Source organism: Ruegeria sp. HKCCA5839, from assembly GCF_013035585.1.
GTDB lineage: Bacteria > Pseudomonadota > Alphaproteobacteria > Rhodobacterales > Rhodobacteraceae > Ruegeria.
Genome location: NZ_WQIE01000001.1, coordinates 630,214 through 654,913, shown reverse-complemented (window position 1 = coordinate 654,913; position 24,700 = coordinate 630,214). Strand labels below are relative to the sequence as shown.

The window sequence follows — 24,700 nt, the reverse complement described above, 5'->3', positions numbered from 1 at the left end:
CAATGCCCAAAGACAGTGGCATCGGAGCCAGTTCCAAGCGGCGCGAGGACGTACGCTTTCTGACCGGAGCAGGCAATTACACCGACGACATCAACGCGCATGGCCAGGCCCATGTGTATTTCCTGCGCTCGGACATCGCGCATGGACGGATCAACAGTATCGACACGTCAGCCGCTGAGGCGATGCCGGGCGTGGTCAAAGTGTTCACCGGCAAGGATTTCGAAGGCGTGGGCGGTATGCCCTGCGGTTGGGAAGTCACCGACCGGCATGGCGCGCCCATGCAGGAGCCGCCGCACCCCATTCTGGCGCAAGGCAAGGTTCGCCATGTGGGCGACCCGATTGCCGCTGTCGTGGCCGACAGTCTGGAACAGGCGCGTGACGCGGCCGAAGCGATTGAGGTCGATCTCGACGAATTGCCAGCCGTGTTGGACATGAAAGCCGCCGCGCAAGAGGGCGCGACGCTGGTGCATGACGACCTGAAAAACAACATCTGCTACGACTGGCATCTGGGCGAAGAAGACAATGACAAGATCAACGGGATCTTTGCCAATGCGGCCCATGTGACCACTCTGGATCTGGTCAATAACCGTCTTGTGGCCAACCCAATGGAGCCGCGTGTGGCGCTGGCCGAATACAGCCGCGGCACCGACGAGTACACGCTCTATACCACGTCACAGAACCCGCATGTGATCCGGCTGCTGATGTGTGCCTTCGTGCTGGGCCTGCCCGAGCACAAGGTGCGCGTTGTGGCCCCGGATGTGGGCGGTGGGTTTGGCACCAAGATCTTCCACTATGCAGAAGAGGCGTTCTGCACCTTCGCGGCCAAGGCCTGTAACCGTCCGGTCAAGTGGACATCGAGCCGGTCCGAGGCGTTCATGTCAGACGCGCAGGGCCGCGACCATGTCAGCACGATCGAACTGGCGCTGGACGCGGATAACAACTTTATCGCTCTGCGGACAAATACTTACGCCAATCTGGGTGCGTATTTGTCGACCTTCTCCAGTTCGGTTCCGACCTGGCTGCATGGCACGCTGATGGCGGGCAACTACAAGACGCCGGTCATTCAGGTGAATGTGAAGGCCATGTTTACCAACACCGTTCCGGTCGATGCCTATCGTGGGGCAGGCCGCCCCGAGGCGACCTATCAGCTGGAACGCGTGATCGACAAAGCCGCGCGTGAGTTGGGGGTCGACCCGATTGCGTTGCGCCGCCAGAACTTTGTCACTCAGTTCCCCTATGACACGCCTGTGGCGCTGACCTATGACACCGGTGACTATCACGGAACGATGGACAAGCTTGAGGCCGCTGCTGACATCGCGGGCTTTGCCGCGCGTCGGACTGAGAGCGAAGCCAAGGGCAAGCTGCGCGGTTTGGGCATCAACTGCTATATTGAGGCTTGCGGAATCGCCCCGTCGAATATCGTCGGTATGCTGGGTGCACGCGCGGGTCTTTATGATGCTGCGACCGTGCGCGTGAATGCCACCGGCTCGATCAGTGTGATGGTGGGGGCACATAGCCACGGGCAGGGGCATGAGACCGCCTTCCCGCAGGTTGTGGCGGACATGATCGGCATTGACGAGTCGATGGTCGAGATCGTGCATGGTGACACCTCGAAGATCCCGTTTGGCATGGGCACCTATGGCTCACGCAGCCTTGCGGTCTGCGGCTCTGCGATGGTGCGCGCGACCGAGAAAGTGATCGATAAGGCCAAGAAAATCGCAGCCCACCTGCTGGAAGCGTCCGAGGCGGATATCGAGTTGAAGGATGGTCAATTCAGCGTCGCAGGCACCGACAAGTCGGTGGCCTGGGGCGATGTGACCCTGACAGCTTACGTGCCGCATAACTTCCCGCTGGAGGTTGAGCCGGGGCTGGAAGAGACCGCCTTCTATGATCCTGCCAACTTTACCTATCCCGCCGGGGCCTATGCCTGCGAAGTTGAAGTTGATCCCGAAACCGGGAAGGTCAGCATCGAGGCGTTCACGGCTACGGATGACTTTGGCAATATCATCAACCCGATGATCGTGGACGGCCAGGTGCACGGCGGAATTGGCCAGGGGATCGGGCAGGCGTTGCTTGAGAACTGTGCCTATGACGAGAACGGCCAACTGCTGAGCGCGTCCTTCATGGACTATGCCATGCCGCGTGCCGATGACGTGCCGTTCTATGGTGTGGATCATTCCAGCCAGACGCCGTGTACGCACAACCCTCTGGGTGTGAAAGGCTGTGGTGAAGCTGGCGCGATTGGTTCGCCGCCCGCTGTGGTCAATGCGGTTCTGGATGCGCTGAATTCGGGCGGAAAGGCCATCGATCATATCGACATGCCGGTAAGCCCATCGCGCGTTTGGACGGCGATGAACAGCTGAGAGGTCAGGGAAGCTGGGGGCTCTGCCCCCAGACCCCCGAGGTATTTTTGAACAGAAGAAGGACGGGGCGCGCCTTGTCCTGATTTTGGAAAGGAAGACGAGATGTATAATTTCGAGTTTGAGAAGCCGTCGACCATAGCGGATGCTGTGGCGGCTTTGGGGGCGGAAGATGCGCAAGCCCTGGGGGGTGGTCAAACGCTGATCCCGACGCTGAAACAGCGACTTGCGTCCCCATCGGCACTGGTGTCGCTCAGCGGCATTGCCGAGATGATCGGTGTCTGCGTCGAGGATGACGGATCTGTGGCAATCGGTGGGGCGACTCCTCATGCTGTGGTGGCCCGAGAGGCGGCGAGCTCATATCCTGCGCTTGCGGCGTTGGCCGGGCAGATTGGCGATCCGGCTGTGCGCAATCGTGGTACAATCGGCGGGTCGGTGGCCAACAATGATCCGGCGGCTTGTTATCCAGCGGGTGTATTGGGTTCGGGCGCGACCATCGTGACCAATACGCGTGAGATCGCAGCCGATGATTTCTTTGAGGGCATGTTCAGCACTGCGCTTGAGGAAGGAGAGATCATCACGCAGGTCCGGTTCCCGGTGCCACAGGCGGCATGTTACGAGAAGTTCCTGCAGCCCGCGTCTCGCTTTGCCCTCGTTGGCGTTTATGTGGCGCGCTTTGCCGACGGTGTGCGCGTGGCGGTGACGGGTGCCAGCGAGGACGGTGTGTTCAGGTGGTCCGAGGCCGAGGCGGCGCTGAGCAAGGAGTTCCGCGCGGACGCGCTGATGGATCTGAAGATCAACCCGATGAACATGATCGGCGATCTGCATGGCAGCAAGGAATACCGCGCGCATCTGGTCAGTGTGATGACCAAACGCGCAGTATCGGCCTGTCTGTAAAGCTCGCTTTCAAGCGATTGAAAAGCCCCGAGGGAGACCTTGGGGCTTTTTCTTTTGGTTGAGACGACATTGTGCACCGATGAAAATGGAGTAGGTTTCACCTTGAAACCAGCGTACCGCGTTGGCGTTTGAACGGCTGCAAAGGACAGTACAATGAGCCATGTATTTCCACGTCATACCAAAAGCGAATTGCCAACGGCTGTTGGCGGGGACGGGTGTTACCTGTTGGACGCTCAGGGGCGTCGATATCTGGATTGTGGTGATGCGGCTGTGTCCTGTCTGGGCCACTCGAACGCGGCGGTTATTCAGGCGGTGCAGGATCAGGTGGCAAAAATTGCCTTTGCCCATACCGGGTTCATGACGTCTGAACCTGCCGAAGCCTTGGCAGATCTTTTGATCGACCATGCGCCCGCTGATCTGGACCGGGCCTATTTTGTTTCTGGCGGGTCCGAAGCGACGGAGGCTGCGATCAAGCTGGCACGGCAGTATTTTCTGGAAATCGGCCAGCCTGAGCGACGCCACGTGATCGCTCGGCGGCAGAGCTATCACGGCAACACGCTTGGGGCGTTGTCGGCGGGTGGCAATGAATGGCGCCGCGCGCAATTCGCACCGATGCTGATCGACATGACGCATATTCCCGCCTGTTACGAATATGCCGAAAAGCCAGATGGTGAGAGCAGTTATGACTATGGGCAACGGGTCGCCAACGCTTTGGAGGCCGAAATCCAGCGGCTCGGGCCCGACACGGTGATGGCGTTTATGGCTGAACCGGTGGTTGGCGCGACACTGGGCGCGGTGCCGGCGGTCGAAGGGTATTTCCAGAGAATTCGCGAAATATGTGATACTTACGGGGTACTTTTAATTCTGGATGAAGTGATGTGCGGAATGGGGCGCACGGGGCATCTCTTTGCCTGCGCGCATGATAATGTAGAGCCCGATATTCTGTGTATCGCCAAGGGATTGGGCGCGGGGTATCAGCCAATCGGCGCCATGCTGTGCAGTTCAAAGATCTATGATGCGATCCGTCAGGGCTCGGGCTTTTTCCAGCACGGGCACACCTATGTAGGTCACCCGGTGGCGACTGCAGCGGCCTTGGCCGTTGTGCAAGAGCTGACGGGGCGTGACCTGCCGGCGCGTGCAGGTGTCATGGGAGAAAAGCTGAAATCGAAATTGAATGCAGCCTTTGGTCAGCACGCGCATGTCGGCGATATTCGCGGGCGGGGGCTGTTTATCGGGGTGGAACTGGTCGAGGATCGGACCAGCAAAGAACCATTTGATCCGTCGCGCGGCATTGCGGGAAAGATCAAGAAAGCCGCGATGGCCGAGGGCTTGATCTGTTACCCGATGTCGGGCACGCGCGATGGGCGCAGTGGAGACCATATACTGTTGGCGCCGCCCTTTATCATTGAAGACGCGCAGCTTGATGAGTTGGTTGATAAGCTGGGGCGGGCTTTGGATCAGGTTCTGTAAGTCTTTGCCTTGCGCAAAACAAAAGCCCCTTCGTGTGCGAAGGGGCTTGTCGTCTGCAGATTTCAGGGGTCTTATTTCTGCGGAAGCGGGCCGATCATCATGATCATCTGACGACCTTCCATCTTGGGCATATTCTCGACCTTGCCGATTTCTTTGATATCTTCGGCTACGCGTTCCAAAAGCTCGCGCCCCAGATTTTGGTGGGCCATTTCGCGACCGCGGAAGCGCAGAGTGACTTTGACCTTGTCGCCCTTTTCCAGAAACTTGAAGACGTTCTTCATCTTGACGTCATAGTCATGAGTGTCGGTGTTGGGCCGGAACTTGACCTCTTTGACCTCGATGACTTTTTGTTTCTTGCGGGCTTCGCTTTCGCGTTTTTGCTGTTCGTATTTGAACTTGCCGAAATCCATGATCTTGCAGACGGGCGGCTTAGCGTTGGGCGAGATTTCGACCAGATCAAGGCCCGCATCTACGGCAAGTTGCATGGCTTTGGCAGGATGAACCACCCCGACATTTTCACCTTCGGCGCCAATCAGGCGAATTTCGGGGGCACGGATGCTTTCATTGACACGCGGGCCGGTCTCTCTCTGAGGCGGCGCGTTGTGAGGTCTGCGGGCTATGGGTTCATTCCTTTGATAATTGCAGAATTTCGAGCCCGGAATTTAGACCGCCCAACGCTGCGTTTCAAGCGGCATAACGAAGGCGCGGAACGAAAATCACCGGATTTTTCAGATGTTTTGGGCCAACCGGGCGGTGGCGCGCCCGGTTGAAGATCGTGATCAGCCGACAAAGGCCTTTTCGATGACAAATTCCTTGGGGTCGGAATTTGCGCCTTCGCGCAGGCCGAACTCTTCCAGGATGGCCTTGATGTCATGGTTGAAGGCCAAGCTGCCGCAAACCATTGCACGGTCGGTTTCAGGTTTGATACCGCCTTCGATGCCCAGATCGGCAAAGACCGTTCCGTCTTGCAGCAGGGTGGTGATGCGGCCCATCTTGGGGCTGTCTTCGCGTGTTGTGGTCGGGTAATAGCGGATCTTGTCCGCAAAACCTTCGCCCATCAGCTCGGCCAACAGCTCATCTTGTTTGATGCTTTCAATCAGCTCGCGACCATAATTCAACTCGGCCACGTCGCGGCAGGTATGGGTGATGATGACCTCGTCATAGTCTTCATAGGTCTGCGGCTCGCGCAGCAGCGATGCAAAGGGGGCAAAGCCTGTGCCGGTGGCAAAGAACCAGATTCGCTTGCCGGGCAGCAATGCGTCATGCACCAGTGTGCCAACCGGCTTGGGGCGCAGGATGATCTGATCACCGGGCTGGATATGTTGAAGCTTCGAGGTCAGCGGGCCGTCCTGCACCTTGATCGAATAGAACTCAAGCTCTTCGTCCCAGGACGGCGACGCAATCGAATAGGCGCGCAGCAGAGGTTTCTGGCGGCCGGTCTTGGGGTCAGGGTCGCCCATCAGGCCGATCATCACAAACTCGCCCGAGCGGAACCGCAATGAGGCGGGACGCGTGACCTTGAACGAGAACAGCTTGTCCGTCCAATGTTTGACATCGGTTACAGTTTGGGCGTCGGGAAGGACGGGGGCCTTGACGGCGGTGGCTTCGGTCACGGGTTTCATCTCTGTCATCGTTTCACAGCTGGTCGGGCGACCGGCATCTCCGTTTAAACACTGTTAGAAGGCAAGAAAAGGGGACAGATTGCCCCCGTTTCTTCACAAGCAGGCGATGTCGGATTATCCGCGCAGGCGTGCCTGGTAGTTGTTGTCTTTCCAATTGGCGCGGGCCAGCCACTGATCTTCGGGCTGACGTGTGGCCAAAGCGTTGTCGATTTCAACCTCGTCAAACCCGCTGCGGCGGGCCATGGCGTACTGGTCAGCCAGCACATGACCTTTGGCGCGTAAGCGCCCCGTATAGCCTTTCAGGCGCAAGACGCGCGCGATGGTAAAACCGCGCCCATCCGCCGACGACGGAAAATCGACCCGCACCATTTTGGCGCAGCCCAGACGTTCAACCAGCTCATCAGGGTCGGTGTCCGAGGCCACATCCAGGGCCACAACATCATTCGCGGCATCATCCAGTGTGACATAGCCGTCGGTCCAGTCATCGGGGCTGAACCCCTCATCGGTTACGATTACGTTCATGTTTTCTCTCCGGCGCGCACCATCTTGCCATCGACAAAATGAATGCCGCATTCTTCCTTGTTCTGATCGCGCCAGCGTCCGGCGCGGGGGTCTTCGCCCTCTTTGACCGGTGAGGTGCAGGGGGCACAGCCGATCGAAGGGTATCCTTTGGCCACCAGCGGGTGCCGGGGCAGGTTGTTTTCTTCCATATAGGCGCGCACATCTTCGGGCGCCCAATGGGCCAGCGGGTTCACCTTGATCCGGCCTGTACCGTCTTCGACCTCAAAGAATTCAAGCGCGGCGCGGGTGCCTGCCTGAAACCGTTTGCGTCCGGTGATCCAGCCATCAAAGCCGGACAGTGCCCGTTGCAGCGGGAAGGTTTTGCGCAGGTTGCAACACGCATCCATGTCACGCAGGCGCAGCGCGCCGTACGGATCGTCACGTTGAACGTCCTCTTCATCCGCGCGGATGATTTTGACGTTCTTCAACCCCAGACGTTCGCTGACCTCTTGCTGGTATTCCAGCGTTTCTGCAAACAGCATCTGAGTGTCGATGAACAGCACCGGGGTCATCTTGTTGACCACCGCCGCCATATGCAGCAACACCACCGACTCTGCTCCGAAACTGGAGACCAAGGCCAATTCGTCGATCGCCTCAAGCGCACCATGCATCACGTCATGGGCCGAGTGATGGCGGAACCGGGCATTCAGCGCCTCGACCTTTTCGGTCAGTTCGGCGCGGTCCTTGCCCAGCTCCGTCTGGATAAGGTCAAGCGGCATTCGCCTGCGCCTCGGGGTAGAGGGCTGCCTTGAACGGAGCCATGCCAACCCGGCGATAGGTCTGCAGGAACTCTTCCTCTGCGCTTTCGCGCTGTTCCAGATAGGTGTCGACGATCCGTTCCACCGCCGGAACGATTTCATCATAGGCAAAGCCGGGACCTGTACGATCGCCAATGGCCGCCGTTTCGGTTCCGTCGCCACCCAGGGTGATCTGGTAGTTTTCGACCCCTGCGCGATCCAGACCAAGGATGCCGATATGACCTACATGGTGGTGACCGCAGGCGTTGATGCAGCCCGAGATCTTGATTTTCAGATGGCCGATATCGTGCTCAAGCTTGAGGTCATCAAACCGTGTCGCGATTTCCTGTGCCACAGGGATCGAACGCGCTGTCGCCAGTGCGCAGTAATCCATGCCGGGGCACGCGATGATATCGCTGATCAGGCCGATATTGGCGGTGGCCAGCTCATGTTCCTTGAGCTTCGCATGGATCGCTGGCAGGTCCGATTTGTGGACATGCGGCAGGATCACGTTCTGCTCATGGCTTATACGCAGCTCGTCATAGGCGAATTTTTCGGCCAGATCAGCCATCACGCGCATCTGCTCGGCAGTTGCATCACCCGGCGTTGCACCGTGTTTCTTGATCGAGATCGTGACAATCGCGTGGTCCGCATTCTTATGCGGCGCGATATTTGTATCGACCCACGAACGGAAAACCGGATCGTTGGTATAGGCGCTTTCAAAGGATGCAACCGAGCCTTCGCGGAAATTGGGCGCCGCGAAGTGGGTCTTGATCTCTTCCAGCAGGTTCATGTCAGCGCCTTTGAATTGCGGACGTACCTGTAGGAAACGTTCATTAACCTTGGCGCGAATGGTGTCGATGCCGTTCTCATGCACGGTGATCTTGATACGCGCTTTGTATTTGTTGTCGCGCCGACCGATCTGGTTCCAGACGGAAACCGTGGCTTCCAGATAGGCCAGCAGATCGTCAAAGGCGACAAATTCGGACAGTTCCTTGCCGATCATGGGCGTACGGCCCAAACCACCACCCACGATGACACGCGCGCCCAGAACACCTTCGCGCTCAACCAGTTGCAGACCGATATCATGCGCCTTGATCACGGCACGGTCGTTTTCGCTTCCGGTGATGGCGATCTTGAATTTGCGCGGCATGAACTGGAATTCCGGGTGATCGGTCGACCACTGGCGCAGCAGTTCGGCATAGGGGCGAGGATCAGCGACCTCATCCGCGGCAGCGCCTGCGAAATGGTCGGCGGTCACGTTGCGGATGGTGTTGCCGCTGGTCTGAATAGCGTGCATGCCAACCTCGGCCAGAGCGTCCAGCATATCCGGCACGTCTTTCAGTTTGGGCCAGTTATACTGAATGTTCTGACGCGTGGTGAAATGGCCATAGCCCTTGTCCCACTTTTCGGCCAGTAGGGCCAGTTGGCGCATCTGATCACTGGAGAGCGTGCCATAGGGAATGGCAACCCGCAGCATATAAGCGTGAAGTTGCAAATACAGGCCATTCATCAGGCGCAGGGGCTTGAACTCATCTTCTGTGAGCGATCCGTCGATACGACGCTCGACCTGTGCACGGAATTGCTTGTTACGTTCTTCCAGGAAGGCTGTGTCGAACTCAGAGTAACGATACATGTCTAGCTGTCCTTCGTTGCAGCCCCAGGTCCGGGGCCTTTAAGGGGAGAAGTGGCCTGTGATCAGGACCGGGGCTGCGTTTGTGTTTCCTGCTTTCCATGGGCGTAGTTGGAAGGCCCAGTACTGCGGAAATCCTCACGGAAATGGGTAGGTTCGGGACCGTTTTCACCGGCAATGGCATCTGCCAGATAGGCACCCACGATGATATTGGCTTGGCGCTCGGCATCCAGCAGACGCAGCTGTGCATGGGCTTCATCGGTGATCAGCTCGGCCTCGGACAAAGTCCGCGACCAACGGTCATCTTCTGTCAGATAGATCACATCGCCTTCCATCAGGTCATTGGCGGTGACCACCTTGGGTGTAAACGCGCGGGCCATGTGGCGTGCTCCTTAATCTTCTGTCTGTGTCAGTCGGCGTCAGGGCAGGGATGCGCCAGGTGCCGTCTGCGGTGTTTGACTTGACCCTCAATATAGGAAATATTCCCACTTGTTTGCCATATGGTGCGGTAAATAAGAACATACGTCCTTCTGCTTACCGGTTTCGGGACGTTGGTTTTGGAATTGGGACGGAATTGGAATGTCGGTTCGAATAGATGATACAGATCGGAAAATTCTAGCGGAGCTGCAGCGCGATGCCAGCCAGTCACTGGACGAAATTGCAGCGCGGGTCGGCAGTTCCAAGACACCAGTCTGGAATCGTATCCGCAAGTTGAAGGGCGCAGGTATCATCGGGCAGCAAACCGTGCTGCTGGACGCCGAAGCGCTTGGATTTGAAGCAACTTTCTTTGTTCTGATCCGCACGTCGGAACATGAGGCCGACTGGCAACGAAAGTTCCTCAAAGCGCTGCGTGACAGGCCGGAAGTGCAGGAAGCGCACCGTCTGGCCGGGGATATCGACTATATTCTCAAGGTGCGCGTAAAGAACGCCCGTGCTTATGACGCGTTCTATCAGACGCTGATTTCAGAGGTGAGGGTACATAACGTGACTGCCTTGCTGTCGATGGAAGAGATCAAATCAACCACGATGCTGCCGTTGGAAGCATTGAAAGAGGTGTGAGGCCTGCATGGGGTTTGCCCATCGTCCTCCTGAGGTGGTCGCCCACCGAAGCGTTCCACCAGATGAAGCCAGGGATCCGAAGACTATGTCTCGACCATCAGCTCGGTAAGGCCGTGGAAATGATAGGTCGGTGCATAGCGGGGCTGTCCGTGCAGGCGCAGCTTGGGACATCGCTGGAACAGGATCGGAAGGGCGATGCGCATTTCAAGCCGGGCCAGCGGGGCGCCGACGCAGAAATGGATACCCCCGCCAAAGCTGCTGTTGGTGGTGATTGCGCGGCTCGGGTCAAATCTGTTGGGGGCGGGCCAGAGTGCTGGGTCTCGGTTGGCGGCCCCCAAAAGCAGCGCGATCTGGTCGCCGCGTTGGAACCGGTGGCCGTAAAGATCGATCTCTTCATAGGCATAGCGGGTGAACAGATGCAGCGGCGGGTCATAGCGCAGAATCTCTTCTATCGTTGCGTCGATCGCATCGTGGGTCAGCGCTTCTGGGCCAATTCCAGTTTCGAGGAGGGTTTTGACACCATTGCCGAGTGAATGAACCGTGGCCTCGTGCCCGGCGTTCAGCAGAAGAATGCAGGTTGAGATCAATTCGCCATGGGACAGTTTCTCGCCCTTGTCTTCGGCTGCGATGAGCGAGGTAATCAGATCATCGCGCGGCTGGCTGCGGCGGGTTTCGATATAACCCGTCAGGAAGGCGGTGAAGTCTTGCGTGGCGCGGGCGGCTGCGTGCTCAGTTTCTTCGGTGCGACCAGCCTGATACATGGCCACCATCGCATGGGACCAGCGCAGCAGGTCGGGGGCCCGATCCTCTGGCACGCCCAGAAGCCGACAGATCGTGATGACCGGGATCTGGGTGCAATAGGCCGAGAGCAGATCGAAGGGCGCTTCGGGGAATTGATCGATTAGCCTGTGGCAGAGGGTTTCCAGATCATCGCTCAGACCCGCAATGGCACGCGACGTGAAGGCACGCAGGACCAAAGAGCGCAGGCGGGTATGGCGTGGGGGCTCAGCTTCGAGCAGGGAATGGGCCTCGACAGTCAGCCAGGGGGTCAGGTGATCTGGTTGGGGCTGTTCCAGCTCTTTGGGTTTTTCGGTACCGAAACGCCGGTCGCGGAACACCTCTTGCACGGCATTGTGTGAGACCGCAGCGGGCATATTGTAGTCGGTCCAATAGACCAGATCGCCCAATTGCCGCGCCCGGTCGTAGAACGGGTAGGGGTTTTGGACAAAGTCAGTGTCGGTCGGGGATTGCTGGATCGTGTTCATGCGCTGCACACTTGCCACGGCGCGTGTTGAATGCAAGACCCTAAGACGTGCAACGGATTTGGATCATCCTGGGTTTTCTTGCCGTCGTCGGGCTTTTGACCGTCGGCGTCTGGACCTATGGTTACCGGCAGGCTTTGTCGCAGCTGAGCGAAAAGGCCGAAGCGGATCTTGAATTGGCCGCGGACCGGTTGAGCACTCAGATGCAGGTCTATCAGGAGCTTGCGGTGCTCATGGCCGACCATCCGAGCCTTCAGGGGCTTGAGACGCTGGAACAGGCGCGCGTGGCGCAGGCGGTGTTGCTGGATGTTGCTGACAAAACAGCCGCTGTGAATATCATGGTTCTGGATCGAGATGGGCGAGTATTGGCTGCAGCGCAGCCGGTGCGGCAGGGGCAGCTCTTCACCCATCCCGCCTTTCAGCGCGCCATGCAGGGGTCGCTGGGCAATGCGCATGGTGTTGATCCTGACAGCGGGAACCGCACCTATTCCTATGCCGCTCCTTCGTTTGGGCCAGAGGGGCAGGTGGATGGCGTTCTGATGGTCGTCGCCGACGTGCAGGATGTGGAACAGACCTGGCGCGGCAGTACCGAGGCGGTGTTTTTTGTCGATGCCGAGGGGGTTGTGTTTATCTCGAACCGGTCGGACCTGTTGTTCTGGCAGCGCATTGAGGGTCAGTCGGGGTTGGTTCCGCCAGAGGGGCGCGATACGGCTTTTGACGCACGTTTCGTCGGTGCGCATGAGCTTTGGCGCCTGAATTGGGGGCGGTACCTGCCCCAGGAAGCCTTGCACCTGACGCTGGATCTACCTGTTATCGACATGACGGCAGAAGTTCTGGTGGATGTGGCGCCTGCGCAGCGGCTGGCGGGTTTGCAGGCCTCGGCGGTGGCGGCGATCTGTCTGGCCTTCGGGGCGTTGCTGTTTCTGGCCACAGAACGCAGACGGGCCTTGGCCGAAGCAAATGCGGTGCTAGAGACACGCGTGAAAAAGCGGACCGAGGCGTTGACCGTCGCGAACACAGCATTGCGTCGCGAAGTGACCGAACGGGAAGAGGCGGAGGCGGCGCTGAAGCGGGCTCAGGACGATCTGGTTCAGGCCGGCAAGCTGAGCGCTTTGGGGCAAATGTCGGCGGGGATCAGCCATGAGCTGAACCAGCCTTTGATGGCCATTCAGCAATTTGCCGAAAACGGCACCGCCTTTCTGGAACGCGGGAAAGATGACAAGGCGGGCGAGAACCTTGGTCGCATTGCCCAGATGGCAGCGCGGATGGCACGCATCATCAAGAACCTGCGCGCATTTGCCCGCAATGAAAGCGAGCCGATGGGCAAGGTTGATCTGGTTCAGGTCATCAATACGGCGGTTGAGCTGGCTGAAGTGCGGTTGAAAGCGGAACAGGTAGAACTGGTCTGGCAGCCACCCGATCTGCCGGTCTTTGCCTGGGGTGGAGAGGTGCGTTTGGTGCAGGTTTTCGTCAACCTGATCAACAACGCCATCGATGCGATGATCCATCAGCAGGATAGGCGCATCGAGATCATGCTTCATACCAAGGATCGCCTTGAAGTGACCGTGCGCGACAACGGTCCGGGCATTGAAGAGCCCGAGAAACTGTTCGAGCCATTTTATACTACCAAGGCCGTGGGCTCATCCGAAGGTATGGGGCTGGGGCTGTCCATCTCATACGGGTTGGTGCAAAGCTTTGGTGGCAATATTCGAGGCGCCAACACCGGTGACGGCGCGGTATTCACCGTCGAGTTGGATCCGGTCAGACAGGAAAAGGTTGCATGATCCGAAAAGTGCTGGTGGTCGATGACGATGCGGCGGTGCGCGAGGCTTTGTCCCAAACGCTTGAACTGGCCGACTATGAGGCGATAGCCTGCGGATCCTTTGTGGCGGCAAAAGATCTGATCCAGCCGGATTTCGCGGGGGTGATCGTTTCTGATATCCGGATGCCGGGGCGGGATGGGTTTCACCTTTTGACCTATGCAAAAGACATGGACCCCGAGTTACCCGTGGTATTGCTGACCGGTGAGGGGGATATCCCGATGGCGGTCGAGGCGATGGGGTCGGGGGCTTTTGACTTTCTGGAAAAGCCCTGTGCGGCGGCGGATCTGCTGGCAGTGCTGGAACGCGCCTGCGCAGCGCGTCATGAAGTTCTTGAGCAACGCGCGATGAAATATGCGCTTGAGCGGGGCGATGCGGCAGCGCGAATGTTGTTTGGCCAATCCGCGCAAGCGGATGAGCTGCGCGCGCGTGTGCGCTCGGTCGCGCCGACCTTGGCGGCGGTATTGGTCATGGGGCCTGCTGGAAGCGGTATCTCGAAAGTAGCCGAGGTCATTCACCTGATGTCGCCCCGGTCGCAGGGTGCTTTTGTCAAACGTCTGGCCTCGGGGCTGACGGTCGAGACCTTTCAGCATGCCTGTCAGGATGCGGCGGGGGGCTCGCTGTTTCTGGATGAGGTTTCGGCCTTGCCGGAACCGGTGCAATACGCGGCGGCTGAACTTTTGGATCAGGAAGGGGACGTGCGGATCATAGCGGGGACGACAAATGATCTTGCCGAACTGTCGGGGCAGGGCCGGTTCTTGCCTGATCTGTTCTATCATCTGGATGTGATGCGGGTGCGGATCCCGGCCTTGTCCGAGCGCCCCGAGGATATCCCGGTGATCTTCCGCCATTATGTCGCCCAAGCCGCGGAACAGGCCGGGATTGCCGCGCCCGAGGTCTCGACCGAGCATCTTGCGGCGCTTATGGCCAGCGACTGGCCGGGCAATGCACGATCCCTGATGTCTGCAGCGATGCGGTTTGTGCTGGGTATGCCTGAAGACGTCGCGCAGGCCGCGTCATTGGGATTGAGCGAACAGATGGCGCGAGTCGAGCGGTCCCTGCTTATCGCAGCGCTGGGGCGTCACAATGGCAAAGCATCAGAGGCGGCAAAAGCGCTGAAGCTGCCGCGCAAGACTTTTTATGACAAGCTGGCGCGGTATCAGATCCGTCCAGAGGATTACCGGCGCTAGCGCTCCCGCCGGGTTGGCCTGCATTGACATGCAGTTCAACCCGTTGGGCGTGGCAGTCCGCGGTGCGGACTGCGGGTGCGCCAATGTCAGCCTAGCTGTGATTCGCTTTGGTGATTCGAGAGATGTGCGAAATCTCGCACAATCCTGAATTGCCCTGTGCGAAATTTCGCACACCCATTGGGTCGAGCGACTGAGTGAATTTTCGAATGATATGTAAGATACTGTATTTAATTGATATTATCAGATATCGTTCCGCGCGATCAAAATGTTGAGCGGTTGCGGCTGAGTCGTTTCACTACCGGACATGGCCGTGGGTTCGTTGAAACGCGGCACTTGATAGGAAGTCTGGGAGGAAAAGACAGATGAAATTCCTGACAACAGCTGCCACCGCATTGGCGTTGTCCGTAACCGCAACAGCCGGTTTTGCCGCCTGTGACGATGGTGAGATCGTGGTAAAGTTTGCCCATGTCACCAATACTGACAAACACCCCAAGGGCATCGCGGCCTCGCTGCTGGAGCAACGTGTGAATGACGAGATGAATGGCGTCATGTGCATGGAAGTGTTCCCGAACTCGACCCTCTATAACGACGACAAGGTCCTTGAGGCCATGTTGCAGGGCGATGTGCAACTGGCCGCGCCGTCGCTGTCGAAATTCGAAAAATTCACCAAACAGTTCCGCCTGTTTGACCTGCCGTTCATGTTCAAGAACATCGATGCTGTGGATGCGTTCCAGGCGTCCGATGCTGGGCAGGCGATGAAGGACAGCATGCAGCGTCGCGGCTTGCAGGGGCTGGAATTCTGGCACAATGGCATGAAGCAGATGTCAGCCAACAAACCGCTGGAAACACCCGCCGACGCAGATGGTTTGAAGTTCCGCGTGCAGTCTTCGGACGTGCTGGTGGCGCAGATGGAAGCCATCGGTGGAAGCCCGCAGAAAATGGCTTTCTCAGAGGTGTATGGTGCGTTGCAGCAGGGTGTTGTGGACGGGCAGGAAAACACCTGGTCGAATATCTATGGCAAGAAGTTCTTTGAGGTTCAGGACGGTATCACCGAGACCAACCATGGCATCATCGACTATCTGGTTGTCACCTCGGTTGACTGGCTGGACAGCCTGGAACCGGACGTGCGGGACCAGTTCCTGACAATCCTGTCCGAAGTGACGGAAACCCGGAACAAGGAAGCCTTTGCCGTGAACGAAGCCGCCAAAGCGTCGATCACCGAAGCTGGTGGCATCATCCGTCAGTTGGATCCGGAGCAGCGTCAGGCTTGGGTCGACGCGATGAAACCGGTTTGGGACAAGTTTGCCGGAGACGTGGGTCAGGACAAGATCGACGCCGCGCAAGCCATTAACGCCGGGTTCTGATCCGGTCAGGCCGCGCGTCGCGGGACTGGGGAGTTAACGACGCGTGTGCTCTGGCGGGCCGGCCAACGGCCCGCCATTCTCCCTATCATCTGAAAAACGTGGGGACAAAGATATGTCTGGTGCGAAATCCGGCCCGACCGGGCTGGTCGACCATATCGAAGAGACGCTTATTGCGGTGTTGTTGGGCCTGATGACGGTCGTGACTTTCGCCAATGTCATCGCGCGGTTCTTCTTCAACTCGAACATCTTGTGGGCGCTTGAGCTGACGGTGTTCATGTTCGGGTGGCTGGTGCTGCTTGGGGCTTCTTATGCGGTCAAGAAACACGCCCATCTTGGGGTCGACGCGATCCTGAACATGCTAGCGCCCGCGCCGCGCCGGATTCTTGCTCTGATCTCGGTAGCTTGTTGTCTGTTGTTCTCATTGCTGTTGCTGAAAGGGTCTTATGACTACTGGGCCGTGTTCGCCGATCTGCCACCCACATCCGGTCGCTGGTTCCCGACAGGGTTCAATTTCGACGCCCGCAGTCAGAGCTTTTACGAAGTCGATGATATTCCGATGGTGGCGCCTTTCAGGTTTCTGGAGGACATGATCAACTATGGCGAATACTACGAAAAACTGCCCAAAGTGGTTCCGTATTTCATCCTGCCTTTGTCAATGTTGCTGCTGGTGATCCGCTTTGCGCAGGTTGCTGTGCAAATCTGGCGGGGCGAGACTGATCGACTGGTCGCCAGCCATGAGGTCGAGGACGAGATCGAAGAAGTTCGCGCGCAGCAGGGGGAGCATAACTGATGGATGTTGTTCTGCTGTTTTCGATGGTCATTGGCCTGCTGCTGATCGGGGTTCCGATTGCGGTGGCGCTGGGGCTAAGCTCGACCCTGTTCCTGCTGATCTATTCCGACAGTTCGCTGGCCTCCGTCGCAGGCACACTGTTTGAAGCGTTTGAGGGGCATTTTACCCTGCTGGCGATCCCGTTCTTCATCCTTGCTTCGTCCTTCATGACAACGGGCGGTGTGGCGCGGCGGATCATCCGCTTTTCGATTGCCTGTGTGGGCCATCTGCCCGGCGGCCTGGCGATTGCGGGTGTGTTTGCCTGTATGCTGTTTGCCGCCCTTTCAGGCTCGTCTCCGGCAACCGTGGTGGCCATCGGCTCGATCGTCATCGCCGGGATGCGGCAGGTGGGTTATTCAAAGGAATTTGCCGCCGGTGTCATCTGTAACGCCGGGACGTTGGGCATTTTGATCCCGCCTTCCATCGTGATGGTTGTCTATGCCGCCGCTGTCGAGGTCTCGGTCGGGCGCATGTTCCTGGCCGGTGTCATCCCGGGCCTGATGGCGGGTCTGATGCTGATGGTGACGATCTATATCATGGCCAAGGTCAAAGACCTTCCGAAAGGTGATTGGAAAGGGTGGGGCGAGATCTTTGTCTCGGCCAGAGAAGCCGGTTGGGGCCTGTTCCTGATCGTGATCATCCTGGGTGGTATCTATGGTGGGATCTTCACACCGACCGAGGCGGCAGCGGTCGCGGCTGTCTATGCCTTCTTCATCGCCAGCTTTGTCTACAAGGACATGGGGCCGCTGAGCACGGCGGACGGCGAGCGTAACCTTTCGCTGCTCAAAAAACCCTATGCGTTGATCACGGCGTTTTTCCATCCAGACACCAAGCACACGCTGTTTGAGGCTGGGAAGCTGACCGTCACGCTGTTGTTCGTGATCGCCAACGCGCTGATCCTGAAGCACGTTCTGACAGATGAACAGGTACCGCAGCACATCGCCAGTGCGATGCTGTCAGCGGGGCTGGGGCCGGTGACCTTCCTGATCGTTGTGAACGTGATCTTGCTGATCGGCGGTCAGTTCATGGAACCTTCGGGGCTGTTGGTGATCGTTGCGCCGCTGGTGTTCCCGATTGCCATCGAATTGGGTATCGATCCCATCCATCTGGGCATCATCATGGTGGTGAACATGGAGATCGGGATGATCACGCCTCCCGTCGGGTTGAACCTGTTTGTCACGTCTGGTGTCGCGGGGATGCCGATGATGAGTGTGGTGAAGGCGGCGCTGCCGTTCCTGGCCGTGCTCTTCGTATTCCTGATCATGGTAACCTACATACCCTGGATCTCGACCTTCCTGCCCAATACCTTCATGGGGCCGGAAATCATCACCAACTAGACACTCTTTGCCGGGCTGGTTTCGCGGCCCGGCAAACCTTTTTTCCGGTTTTGTGAGAATACCCGTATTTCTTGAGGTATTCCGCCACCCAGCTGATCCCACCATAGGCGCGACGGCGACGGCTGCCCCAATAGCCTATCTTGTCATTGACCAATTCAACCGGTTTTGGATCACCGTTGAAGATCACGATTTTCGGGCGCCTCGGGCGGTGTTTGTACTGCCGAAATATCAGGCCGAACGGCCAATAGTGCACAAGGTGAATGATCCCCACGCACCAGTTTTTCGGGTAGCATTTTCGGTTGAACGCACGTGCTGAAATATAGTTCTGATCATTGTCGTATTTCGGCAGCGCCGTGCGGCCGTCGAACTGGTCGAAGAGGTGAAACTGTTCGGACGGGATGAACCCGACGATGGACGAGTTTCCGCGCGTCACCTTGTTCATCAACCACGGTGCACGATCCCAGATGACCGCCGGTATCATGCGCCAGACAAACCCACGAAACTTCGGCATCAGGAAAAGCCCACCCTGGTCCTGAACGAGCGTCAGCAGGGGGGCAAGATCACCGGTGATCAACAGATCCAGATCCAGAAACAGCGCAGTATCGTAGTCGGCGACAATGTCTCGGTTGAACATCAGCAACTTGGGCCATTTCCCATGGGTCCAGTCCTGACGCTCGAGTTGAGGAAAGCTTAAGGGATAGGTGAGAATACCCTGATCCAAGCCGTGGGGGTTATCGGTTATGCAAAGAAAGTCATGTTCTAACTGCAAGTGGTCTTGGACCGCCCCAAACAGCATATTGACGTAGTCCGGGCCAAAAGTGTTGCCCCATTTCATACAGATCACGCATGTTTTTGGCTTTGAACGCTTCTCGGCTTTCATCTGAATGTCCTCATCCCCATAACCGTTCCGCTGTTGGGCTGGGAAATGGTGACACAAGAAGGTCTCAACAGAATGACACGCGTCCGTATCTCTTGAACAACAGGCAAGATCGCTTACGTTCTGGGGTGAGGACGACCTCCCCAACCATGGGACAAGTATCGGGACGACCCGATAATAGATGAGGTCGTTCTATGCCCTGGATATATCTTCTTCTTGCTGGCCTGCTCGAAATCGTTTGGGCTTTTGCCATGAAACAAACAGCTGGCTTCACCCGATTGTGGCCAACGGCCATCATGGCCGTGTCAATGGCGGGCTCGTTTGGTTTGCTGGCCTTGGCGATGCGCAGCCTGCCTCTGGGTACGGCCTATGTGATCTGGACCGGCATCGGTGCAGTCGGAGCTTTTGCTGTGGGTGCTGTATTTCTGGGCGAGGCCGTCACACCAATGCGACTGATGGCGGCGGCGCTGATTGTATCCGGCATGATCGCCATGAAACTTGCTTGACGGGTGGCTTGCCACAGTTTGTTCTGCGGTCGACGCAACCTTGTTGCGAAAGGAGCTGACCCCATGATGACAGATTTGGACAAACACCTGCTGCGTATTGCGTTCGAAGAGGCGCAGGCAGGGTTTGACGAAGGCGGGTGCCCGATTGGTTCTGTCCTTGCGCGCGACGGAGAAGTGGTCTCGCAAGGCCGGAACCAAAGGGTGCAAAAAGGCGATCCAATCGCGCATGGCGAGATGGACGCGCTGCGCAAAGCAGGGCGTCAGAAAACCTATCGTGACACGGTACTCTATACGTCTCTGTCACCCTGCATGATGTGTGCAGGTACAATTGTTCAGTTTGGTATTCCACGGGTGGTAATTGGCGACACGCAGAATTTCGGCGGCAACGAAGAGTTCCTGCGTCAGCGCGGTGTCGAGGTCATACTGGCAGAGGACCCCGAATGCATCGCACTCATGCGTCGCTTCATCGCCGAGAAGCCCGAGCTTTGGGCGGAAGATATCGCAGAGTGATCGACTAGGCGTCGGCCAATGCGTCGATAATACCCGAAAAATCTGCAGCTTTCAGGCTGGCACCGCCAACCAAAGCTCCATCAACGTTGGACACACCAAAAATTTCGGCAGCGTTTCCGGGTTTGACTGAACCGCCATAGAGCAAGCGGATCGATTGGCCGATGCTTTCGCCAAACCGTTTTTCCAGCAGGGTACGCATGAAATCATGTACTTCGGCGATCTGCTCCAGAGTTGGAACCTTGCCTGTTCCGATGGCCCAAACCGGCTCGTACGCGACGACCAGGTTTTCGCCGGTGGACTGATCCGGAATGGACCCCGCCATCTGACCGCCAACCACGTCCAAGGTATTGGCCGCTTCGCGTTGTTCCAGGCTTTCGCCGACGCAGATGATGGACAGGAGGCCAGCTTCCATGGCCGTTTGGGCCTTGGCGCGTACATCCGCATCAGTCTCGCCGTGATCGACACGACGCTCGGAATGGCCAAGGATTACCGAAGATGCGCCAGCATCCATGAGCATCTCGGCACTTACATCACCGGTATGAGCGCCCGATTGCGCAGCGTGGCAATCCTGACCGCCAATAGCGACGCCCGAGGTCTTTGTTACTTCTGCGGCCCTGTGTAGCAACGTGGCGGGTGGGCAGATCAGAATGTCAATCGCCGGGTCTGGATAGCGTTGCGCCAGCTCCGAAAGGTCAGCCAGAGATGCCCCGGTACCGTTCATTTTCCAATTGCCAGCCGCCAACTTACGCCGCATCGCGGACCCTCCAGTTCGATTGCATTTCGCACCGGATAGCACCCTGCGCCCAACCTGACAATTACAGTTGTCTGCGCAGGCGTCGAATTGTCGGGATGTTTAGGACTGGGCCGAGATCGACTCGTCGAACTTGATGGACTCGCCGCAGCCGCAGGCGTCAACCACGTTGGGATTGCGAAATTTGAACCCGGCTTCCAGCAGCGAGACCTCATAGTCGATCTCGGTTCCGAACAGGAACATCTGAGCCATGGGCGCAATCATCACCCGCGCGCCGTCTTGTTCCACCACTTCGTCATGAGGGTCAGCCTCATCAACATAGTCCATGGTATATTCCATCCCCGCACAGCCGCCTTTCTTGACACCGATGCGCAGGCCAGCATGACCACCCGACGTCATCAGTCGGACAATCTGTTCTGCTGCCTTGGGCGTTATGGTCACGGCCTGCTTGCCGGGAATGCCAAACATGGAATGCTCCGTTCTCGCGTTACTTTGGTAATTTAAGGTGCCTTGATGCCTGGCTCAAGGGATGTTCGCACTCGATAGTCCAACTGTGACCAGAGGGAAGCGTCTTGCAGCTTGCCATAGATGCATTGGTGACCATAGTTTGTGCTTAAAACTGAACTCTTTCACCAAAGGCAGGTATCTATGATCTCTTTTTTATCGCTTCCTCTTCGAACGGGTATAGTGCTTGTTGCTTTGAGCATCAGCCTTGCCACCAACGCCTCGGCAGATAATGATGCGCGTCATCCCGTCAACTGCGCGACCGCACAAGGTGATCTGCGCGCGATTGCGGCAGAGAAGACGCATGCAGAAGAGAAACAGGCCGAAAGCGTGATCGCCATTACACCCGCAGGTGCGCTGCTGGGGCTGGTGACGGGAACAGAGCAAAAACGTCTGAAGATGCTGTCCGGCGACTATATCACCGAGTTGGACAAGCGCGCAGCCGAGATAAAATCGACCTGCAATATCAAATAGGGTGCCAAAAGAAAGGACCGTTCTCGGGCAAGAACGGTCCCTATTTCTGGGCCAACCGGTTGGGGACAGCGAACTGGTTTAAGGCTCATGCGCGCCATGTGTTTGGCGAAGGCATGTGTCGAAATTCTGAAAGGACTGCAACAGTTTAGAGACTGTTTTGCGACAGGAGCAAGTTTGCTGTGGATAACTTCCGGGACTACATAAAGCCCAGTTCAAGTCGCGCCTCATCTGACATCATCTCCATGCCCCAGGGCGGCTCCCATGTCAGTTCAACATCAACTTCCTTCACACCGGCAACGGGTTCAATGGCTTCGACGATCCAGCCGGGCATCTCGCCGGCCACCGGGCAGCCCGGCGCAGTGAGCGTCATGATGATTTTGACGGCGTTCTCGGCGCTGATGTCGATCGTGTAGATCAGGCCAAGGTCATAGATATTGACAGGGATCTCCGGGTCAAACACGGTCCGGCAAGCGTCCACCACGGGCTCGTACAATGGGTGTTCGATGGTCGATGGCGCAATGAGTGGGCTGCCTTCAAACTGTTCGCTGGGGTGGGTCATAAGTGCCTCGGGTCCGTTACCTGAGAGATTATATAGGGAAAGACATCCAGAGCGTCCAGAGCAGGCGTGGCGCCGAAGGACAGCGCCACGTTAGGTCAATCGTTAATGTCGTGATTAAAAGTCTTTACCTGACCATGGGGCAGGGCGAACATGCGGCGCAGACCAAGCCATGCGGCCAAAGACAGAACCGCAAAGATCAGCAGCAGCACCGGAAGAACAGGTGTCATCCCCGTGATCCACAGCAGCAGCCCGGTCAGTGCGGCGCCGATGGCAAAGCCCAGAAAGATGAACCCGGGCAGGATGACCTCGGCGATGGCCAGAACCAGCGCTCCGGCCAGCCACAGCCACCATGTCAGCCAGAAGGGATCCACCATCACTTGCCTCCTTTGAGCATGTTGAACGCATTGCCAAATGCCTCAAGCGCATTTGCGGGCACCACAATGGTTTGCGAGCCATTTCCATTGCCCAAAGCATTCAAAGCTTCGACCTGTTTCAGCGCAACCTGATATTGTGCCGCCTCAAGGCCGTTGTCCTGGATCGCCTTGGCGACCACACCGGTGGCAAAAGCTTCGGCCTCGGCCTCGATCCGGCGCGCTTTGGCGGTTTGTTCTGCGGCATACAGCTCGGCATCGGCCTGCAATTCGACCGCGCGTTTCTGGCCTTCGGCTTCTGTCACCTGCGCACGGCGGGCGCGTTCGGCGTTCAGCTGTTGCAGCATCGCGTCGCGGGTGGCCTGATCCAGGTTCACATCCAGAATCTCGGCGCGGGTCACTTCGATGCCCCAGTCATCCACAGCGGTTTCTACGCTTTCCTGAATGCGGGTGATCAGCTGCGCACGGTTCGACTGGACCTCATCCAGATCCATCTTGCCGATCTCGGCGCGCACGATACCGGCCACTGTGGTGGCAATCGCGCCGTCTACGTCGCGGATACGATACACCGTCTTTTCCGGCTCCAGAATGCGGTAGAAGACCGAGGTATCGATCTGCACCAGCACGTTATCCTTGGTGATCGCGTCCTGCGTCGCGTTGGGCAGCTGGCGTTCCAGGATCGAGATCTTGTGACGCGCAACATCCAGAAACGGTACGATAAAGTTGATGCCGGGCCCCAAGACCGAATGCAGCCGTCCAAAGCGTTCGACCACGTATTTTTCCGATTGCGGAACGATCTTTATCCCCTTGAAAATAATCGCGATGATAAAGGCCGCGGCCAGCAAATAGACAATGTTCGACGTAAGAAGTCCGATAATCTGTTCTTGGTTCATATCTGTCCTCTTTTATTGTGTACTATAGTATACATGTGGGAATTGAATCGCCCATTTTCAACTCTGGTATGGATTGAAAGGGCAGGTATTCATATCTTTGAACCTCAGCTTTTGGTGCGTAATTTTTGGGTTGTGACCGCTTTGCATCCCTTGTTGATTGCGGTAACCGGGCCTCATGAAACTGATAATCGACACCGATCCTGGCATTGATGACGCGATGGCCATCGCTTATGCGGCAGCCGCGCCCGAGCTTGAGCTGGTGGGGCTCACCACCGTGTTCGGCAACACCCATACCCATCAATCCAGCCGAAACGCGCGTTATCTTCTCCATCGTTTGGGCCTGTCGGTGCCCGTCGCACAAGGCGCGCGCGCGGCTTGGGGCAAGGCCAAGCATAACCCGTCCAGCCATGTCCACGGGCCCGAAGGGTTTGGGGATCTGGTCGAGATCCCGGATATCGGCGAAAACCATGCGACCCCGGCAGCCGAGTTTCTGGTGCAGATGGCGCAAGAGCATCGCGATGAACTGGTCATTTGTGCCGTTGGGCCCTTGACCAATATCGCTGACGCCCTGCGCCTGGACCCTGAGTTTGCGACCAATCTGGGCCGGTTGGTGATCATGGGGGGTGCGGTTTTTGTACCCGGCAATGTCTCGGCCCACGCCGAGGCCAATATCCATAATGACCCGCGGGCCGCGCAGGCGGTGTTTCAAAACCCACCCAAGACCGTCTTGGTCGGGCTGGATGCCACCATGAAGACCCTCTACCAAAGCTCGGATTTCGAAGCTTTGGCGCAGCACTCGCCGGATATGGGCGGCTTCCTCCGCGATATCTCAGAGTTCTACCTACGGTTCTACAAAGAGGTTGTGGGCGTCGATGGCTGTGGTTTGCACGATTCAACCGCGGTTATTGCTTGCAGCCACACTCATATGTTCGATTTGGTCGAAACCGGGTTGTCTGTGGTGACCGACGGGGATCGTGTCGGCGCAACTCTGCCCGATGCCTCAAATCCGCCGGTTCAAGTGTGCCGCGACGTGGACGGCCCTGCGGTGGTGGAACTGTTCACCCGGCACGTGGCGTCTTTGCCCTAGCGGGTTGCAATGCCGGGGCAGATCGGG

26 protein-coding genes are annotated in these 24,700 nt (G+C 57.7%); 13 read left to right on the top strand and 13 right to left on the bottom strand.

Annotated features, from left to right (window positions below; translation table 11 throughout):
• Positions 1-2: 2 nt before the first annotated feature.
• The 3 genes from GOV38_RS03215 (at position 3) to GOV38_RS03205 (ending at position 4,727) form a co-directional block, all read left to right on the top strand.
• A complete protein-coding gene (locus GOV38_RS03215; protein WP_171207596.1) occupies positions 3-2,363 on the top strand; it encodes a xanthine dehydrogenase family protein molybdopterin-binding subunit in 2,361 nt (786 codons plus the stop codon).
• A gap of 102 nt (positions 2,364-2,465) precedes the next feature.
• A complete protein-coding gene (locus GOV38_RS03210; protein ID WP_171129239.1) occupies positions 2,466-3,257 on the top strand; it encodes a xanthine dehydrogenase family protein subunit M in 792 nt (263 codons plus the stop codon).
• Between the two features lie 153 nt (positions 3,258-3,410).
• Entirely contained in the window at positions 3,411-4,727 is a 1,317-nt protein-coding gene (locus tag GOV38_RS03205; protein WP_171207595.1) for an aspartate aminotransferase family protein, read from the top strand.
• A 71-nt stretch (positions 4,728-4,798) separates the two neighbouring features.
• Here the strand turns inward: GOV38_RS03205 and infC are convergent, their stop codons facing one another.
• The 6 genes from infC to GOV38_RS03175 form a co-directional block, all read right to left on the bottom strand.
• A complete protein-coding gene (infC, locus tag GOV38_RS03200; protein WP_171207932.1) occupies positions 4,799-5,347 on the bottom strand; it encodes a translation initiation factor IF-3 in 549 nt (182 codons plus the stop codon).
• Between the two features lie 159 nt (positions 5,348-5,506).
• Complete coding sequence (locus GOV38_RS03195) at positions 5,507-6,358, bottom strand: ferredoxin--NADP reductase (RefSeq protein ID WP_171098712.1); 852 nt, start codon at positions 6,356-6,358, stop codon at positions 5,507-5,509.
• A 105-nt stretch (positions 6,359-6,463) separates the two neighbouring features.
• Complete coding sequence (locus GOV38_RS03190; RefSeq protein WP_171098713.1) at positions 6,464-6,871, bottom strand: DUF934 domain-containing protein; 408 nt, start codon at positions 6,869-6,871, stop codon at positions 6,464-6,466.
• Positions 6,868-7,629, bottom strand: a complete 762-nt coding sequence (locus GOV38_RS03185) for a phosphoadenylyl-sulfate reductase (RefSeq protein WP_171129247.1) — start codon at positions 7,627-7,629, stop codon at positions 6,868-6,870. The genes GOV38_RS03190 and GOV38_RS03185 overlap by 4 nt, the downstream gene beginning before the upstream one ends.
• A complete protein-coding gene (locus GOV38_RS03180; RefSeq protein ID WP_171207594.1) occupies positions 7,619-9,283 on the bottom strand; it encodes a nitrite/sulfite reductase in 1,665 nt (554 codons plus the stop codon). The genes GOV38_RS03185 and GOV38_RS03180 overlap by 11 nt, the downstream gene beginning before the upstream one ends.
• 62 nt (positions 9,284-9,345) lie before the next feature.
• Positions 9,346-9,660: a DUF2849 domain-containing protein gene (locus GOV38_RS03175; protein ID WP_171207593.1), complete on the bottom strand. Its 315-nt coding sequence runs from the start codon at positions 9,658-9,660 to the stop codon at positions 9,346-9,348.
• Positions 9,661-9,859: 199 nt separating this feature from the next.
• Here GOV38_RS03175 and GOV38_RS03170 point away from each other — a divergent pair, with 199 nt between their 5' ends.
• Positions 9,860-10,339, top strand: coding sequence for an Lrp/AsnC family transcriptional regulator (locus GOV38_RS03170; protein ID WP_171098720.1), 480 nt, complete (start codon positions 9,860-9,862; stop codon positions 10,337-10,339).
• An 83-nt stretch (positions 10,340-10,422) separates the two neighbouring features.
• Here GOV38_RS03170 and GOV38_RS03165 read toward each other — a convergent pair whose 3' ends face one another.
• On the bottom strand, positions 10,423-11,604 hold the full coding sequence (locus GOV38_RS03165) for a cytochrome P450 (RefSeq protein WP_171207592.1): 1,182 nt from the start codon (positions 11,602-11,604) through the stop codon (positions 10,423-10,425).
• Positions 11,605-11,651: 47 nt separating this feature from the next.
• Between GOV38_RS03165 and GOV38_RS03160 the strand changes: the two genes are divergently transcribed.
• The 5 genes from GOV38_RS03160 (at position 11,652) to GOV38_RS03140 (ending at position 18,141) form a co-directional block, all read left to right on the top strand.
• Positions 11,652-13,385: an ATP-binding protein gene (locus GOV38_RS03160; RefSeq protein WP_171207591.1), complete on the top strand. Its 1,734-nt coding sequence runs from the start codon at positions 11,652-11,654 to the stop codon at positions 13,383-13,385.
• Positions 13,382-14,611: a sigma-54 dependent transcriptional regulator gene (locus tag GOV38_RS03155; RefSeq protein ID WP_171207590.1), complete on the top strand. Its 1,230-nt coding sequence runs from the start codon at positions 13,382-13,384 to the stop codon at positions 14,609-14,611. Before GOV38_RS03160 ends, GOV38_RS03155 begins: the two co-directional genes overlap by 4 nt.
• Positions 14,612-14,973: 362 nt before the next feature.
• Complete coding sequence (locus GOV38_RS03150) at positions 14,974-15,975, top strand: DctP family TRAP transporter solute-binding subunit (protein ID WP_171098727.1); 1,002 nt, start codon at positions 14,974-14,976, stop codon at positions 15,973-15,975.
• Between the two features lie 112 nt (positions 15,976-16,087).
• On the top strand, positions 16,088-16,765 hold the full coding sequence (locus GOV38_RS03145; RefSeq protein WP_171129262.1) for a TRAP transporter small permease: 678 nt from the start codon (positions 16,088-16,090) through the stop codon (positions 16,763-16,765).
• Positions 16,765-18,141, top strand: a complete 1,377-nt coding sequence (locus GOV38_RS03140) for a TRAP transporter large permease (protein ID WP_171207589.1) — start codon at positions 16,765-16,767, stop codon at positions 18,139-18,141. Before GOV38_RS03145 ends, GOV38_RS03140 begins: the two co-directional genes overlap by 1 nt.
• Here the strand turns inward: GOV38_RS03140 and GOV38_RS03135 are convergent.
• The gene (locus GOV38_RS03135; protein ID WP_171207588.1) at positions 18,131-19,021 is read right to left on the bottom strand and encodes a hypothetical protein; all 891 of its coding nucleotides are present in this window, start codon (positions 19,019-19,021) and stop codon (positions 18,131-18,133) included. The two genes, GOV38_RS03140 and GOV38_RS03135, sit on opposite strands and share 11 nt — an antisense overlap.
• A 191-nt stretch (positions 19,022-19,212) precedes the next feature.
• Between GOV38_RS03135 and GOV38_RS03130 the strand changes: the two genes are divergently transcribed.
• Both GOV38_RS03130 and GOV38_RS03125 read left to right on the top strand, forming a co-directional pair.
• Positions 19,213-19,524, top strand: coding sequence for a multidrug efflux SMR transporter (locus GOV38_RS03130; RefSeq protein WP_171207587.1), 312 nt, complete (start codon positions 19,213-19,215; stop codon positions 19,522-19,524).
• Positions 19,525-19,587: 63 nt separating this feature from the next.
• Positions 19,588-20,034, top strand: a complete 447-nt coding sequence (locus tag GOV38_RS03125) for a nucleoside deaminase (RefSeq protein ID WP_254430433.1) — start codon at positions 19,588-19,590, stop codon at positions 20,032-20,034.
• A 4-nt stretch (positions 20,035-20,038) separates the two neighbouring features.
• On the opposite strand, the gene tpiA is transcribed toward GOV38_RS03125, so the two are convergent.
• Complete coding sequence (gene tpiA / locus GOV38_RS03120; protein WP_171207586.1) at positions 20,039-20,788, bottom strand: triose-phosphate isomerase; 750 nt, start codon at positions 20,786-20,788, stop codon at positions 20,039-20,041.
• A 99-nt stretch (positions 20,789-20,887) separates the two neighbouring features.
• On the bottom strand, positions 20,888-21,253 hold the full coding sequence (locus tag GOV38_RS03115; RefSeq protein WP_171129270.1) for an iron-sulfur cluster assembly accessory protein: 366 nt from the start codon (positions 21,251-21,253) through the stop codon (positions 20,888-20,890).
• 231 nt (positions 21,254-21,484) lie between these two features.
• On the opposite strand from GOV38_RS03115, the gene GOV38_RS03110 reads away from it, so the two are divergent.
• The gene (locus tag GOV38_RS03110; protein ID WP_254430432.1) at positions 21,485-21,763 is read left to right on the top strand and encodes a hypothetical protein; all 279 of its coding nucleotides are present in this window, start codon (positions 21,485-21,487) and stop codon (positions 21,761-21,763) included.
• A gap of 196 nt (positions 21,764-21,959) precedes the next feature.
• Here GOV38_RS03110 and GOV38_RS03105 read toward each other — a convergent pair whose 3' ends face one another.
• The 3 genes from GOV38_RS03105 to GOV38_RS03095 all read right to left on the bottom strand — a co-directional run bounded on the left by GOV38_RS03105 (position 21,960) and on the right by GOV38_RS03095 (position 23,586).
• Positions 21,960-22,322, bottom strand: coding sequence for an SUF system Fe-S cluster assembly protein (locus tag GOV38_RS03105; protein ID WP_171098742.1), 363 nt, complete (start codon positions 22,320-22,322; stop codon positions 21,960-21,962).
• A 95-nt stretch (positions 22,323-22,417) separates the two neighbouring features.
• Positions 22,418-22,696, bottom strand: coding sequence for an NfeD family protein (locus GOV38_RS03100; RefSeq protein ID WP_171098743.1), 279 nt, complete (start codon positions 22,694-22,696; stop codon positions 22,418-22,420).
• Positions 22,696-23,586, bottom strand: coding sequence for an SPFH domain-containing protein (locus tag GOV38_RS03095; protein WP_171098745.1), 891 nt, complete (start codon positions 23,584-23,586; stop codon positions 22,696-22,698). The genes GOV38_RS03100 and GOV38_RS03095 overlap by 1 nt, the downstream gene beginning before the upstream one ends.
• A gap of 175 nt (positions 23,587-23,761) precedes the next feature.
• Here GOV38_RS03095 and GOV38_RS03090 point away from each other — a divergent pair, with 175 nt between their 5' ends.
• Complete coding sequence (locus tag GOV38_RS03090; RefSeq protein WP_171207584.1) at positions 23,762-24,673, top strand: nucleoside hydrolase; 912 nt, start codon at positions 23,762-23,764, stop codon at positions 24,671-24,673.
• Positions 24,674-24,700 lie beyond the last annotated feature (27 nt).

Excerpts from the sequence above, each read along its gene's own strand:
- GOV38_RS03215 (WP_171207596.1), top strand. The coding sequence starts at position 3 with ATGCCCAAAGACAGTGGCATCGGAGCCAGTTCCAAGCGGCGCGAGGAC.
- GOV38_RS03210 (WP_171129239.1), top strand. The coding sequence starts at position 2,466 with ATGTATAATTTCGAGTTTGAGAAGCCGTCGACCATAGCGGATGCTGTG.
- GOV38_RS03205 (WP_171207595.1), top strand. The coding sequence starts at position 3,411 with ATGAGCCATGTATTTCCACGTCATACCAAAAGCGAATTGCCAACGGCT.
- GOV38_RS03195 (WP_171098712.1), bottom strand. The coding sequence starts at position 6,358 with ATGACAGAGATGAAACCCGTGACCGAAGCCACCGCCGTCAAGGCCCCC.
- GOV38_RS03190 (WP_171098713.1), bottom strand. The coding sequence starts at position 6,871 with ATGAACGTAATCGTAACCGATGAGGGGTTCAGCCCCGATGACTGGACC.
- GOV38_RS03185 (WP_171129247.1), bottom strand. The coding sequence starts at position 7,629 with ATGCCGCTTGACCTTATCCAGACGGAGCTGGGCAAGGACCGCGCCGAA.
- GOV38_RS03180 (WP_171207594.1), bottom strand. The coding sequence starts at position 9,283 with ATGTATCGTTACTCTGAGTTCGACACAGCCTTCCTGGAAGAACGTAAC.
- GOV38_RS03175 (WP_171207593.1), bottom strand. The coding sequence starts at position 9,660 with ATGGCCCGCGCGTTTACACCCAAGGTGGTCACCGCCAATGACCTGATG.
- GOV38_RS03170 (WP_171098720.1), top strand. The coding sequence starts at position 9,860 with ATGTCGGTTCGAATAGATGATACAGATCGGAAAATTCTAGCGGAGCTG.
- GOV38_RS03165 (WP_171207592.1), bottom strand. The coding sequence starts at position 11,604 with ATGAACACGATCCAGCAATCCCCGACCGACACTGACTTTGTCCAAAAC.
- GOV38_RS03155 (WP_171207590.1), top strand. The coding sequence starts at position 13,382 with ATGATCCGAAAAGTGCTGGTGGTCGATGACGATGCGGCGGTGCGCGAG.
- GOV38_RS03150 (WP_171098727.1), top strand. The coding sequence starts at position 14,974 with ATGAAATTCCTGACAACAGCTGCCACCGCATTGGCGTTGTCCGTAACC.
- GOV38_RS03145 (WP_171129262.1), top strand. The coding sequence starts at position 16,088 with ATGTCTGGTGCGAAATCCGGCCCGACCGGGCTGGTCGACCATATCGAA.
- GOV38_RS03140 (WP_171207589.1), top strand. The coding sequence starts at position 16,765 with ATGGATGTTGTTCTGCTGTTTTCGATGGTCATTGGCCTGCTGCTGATC.
- GOV38_RS03135 (WP_171207588.1), bottom strand. The coding sequence starts at position 19,021 with ATGAAAGCCGAGAAGCGTTCAAAGCCAAAAACATGCGTGATCTGTATG.
- GOV38_RS03130 (WP_171207587.1), top strand. The coding sequence starts at position 19,213 with ATGCCCTGGATATATCTTCTTCTTGCTGGCCTGCTCGAAATCGTTTGG.
- GOV38_RS03125 (WP_254430433.1), top strand. The coding sequence starts at position 19,588 with ATGATGACAGATTTGGACAAACACCTGCTGCGTATTGCGTTCGAAGAG.
- tpiA (WP_171207586.1), bottom strand. The coding sequence starts at position 20,788 with ATGCGGCGTAAGTTGGCGGCTGGCAATTGGAAAATGAACGGTACCGGG.
- GOV38_RS03115 (WP_171129270.1), bottom strand. The coding sequence starts at position 21,253 with ATGTTTGGCATTCCCGGCAAGCAGGCCGTGACCATAACGCCCAAGGCA.
- GOV38_RS03105 (WP_171098742.1), bottom strand. The coding sequence starts at position 22,322 with ATGACCCACCCCAGCGAACAGTTTGAAGGCAGCCCACTCATTGCGCCA.
- GOV38_RS03100 (WP_171098743.1), bottom strand. The coding sequence starts at position 22,696 with ATGGTGGATCCCTTCTGGCTGACATGGTGGCTGTGGCTGGCCGGAGCG.
- GOV38_RS03095 (WP_171098745.1), bottom strand. The coding sequence starts at position 23,586 with ATGAACCAAGAACAGATTATCGGACTTCTTACGTCGAACATTGTCTAT.
- GOV38_RS03090 (WP_171207584.1), top strand. The coding sequence starts at position 23,762 with ATGAAACTGATAATCGACACCGATCCTGGCATTGATGACGCGATGGCC.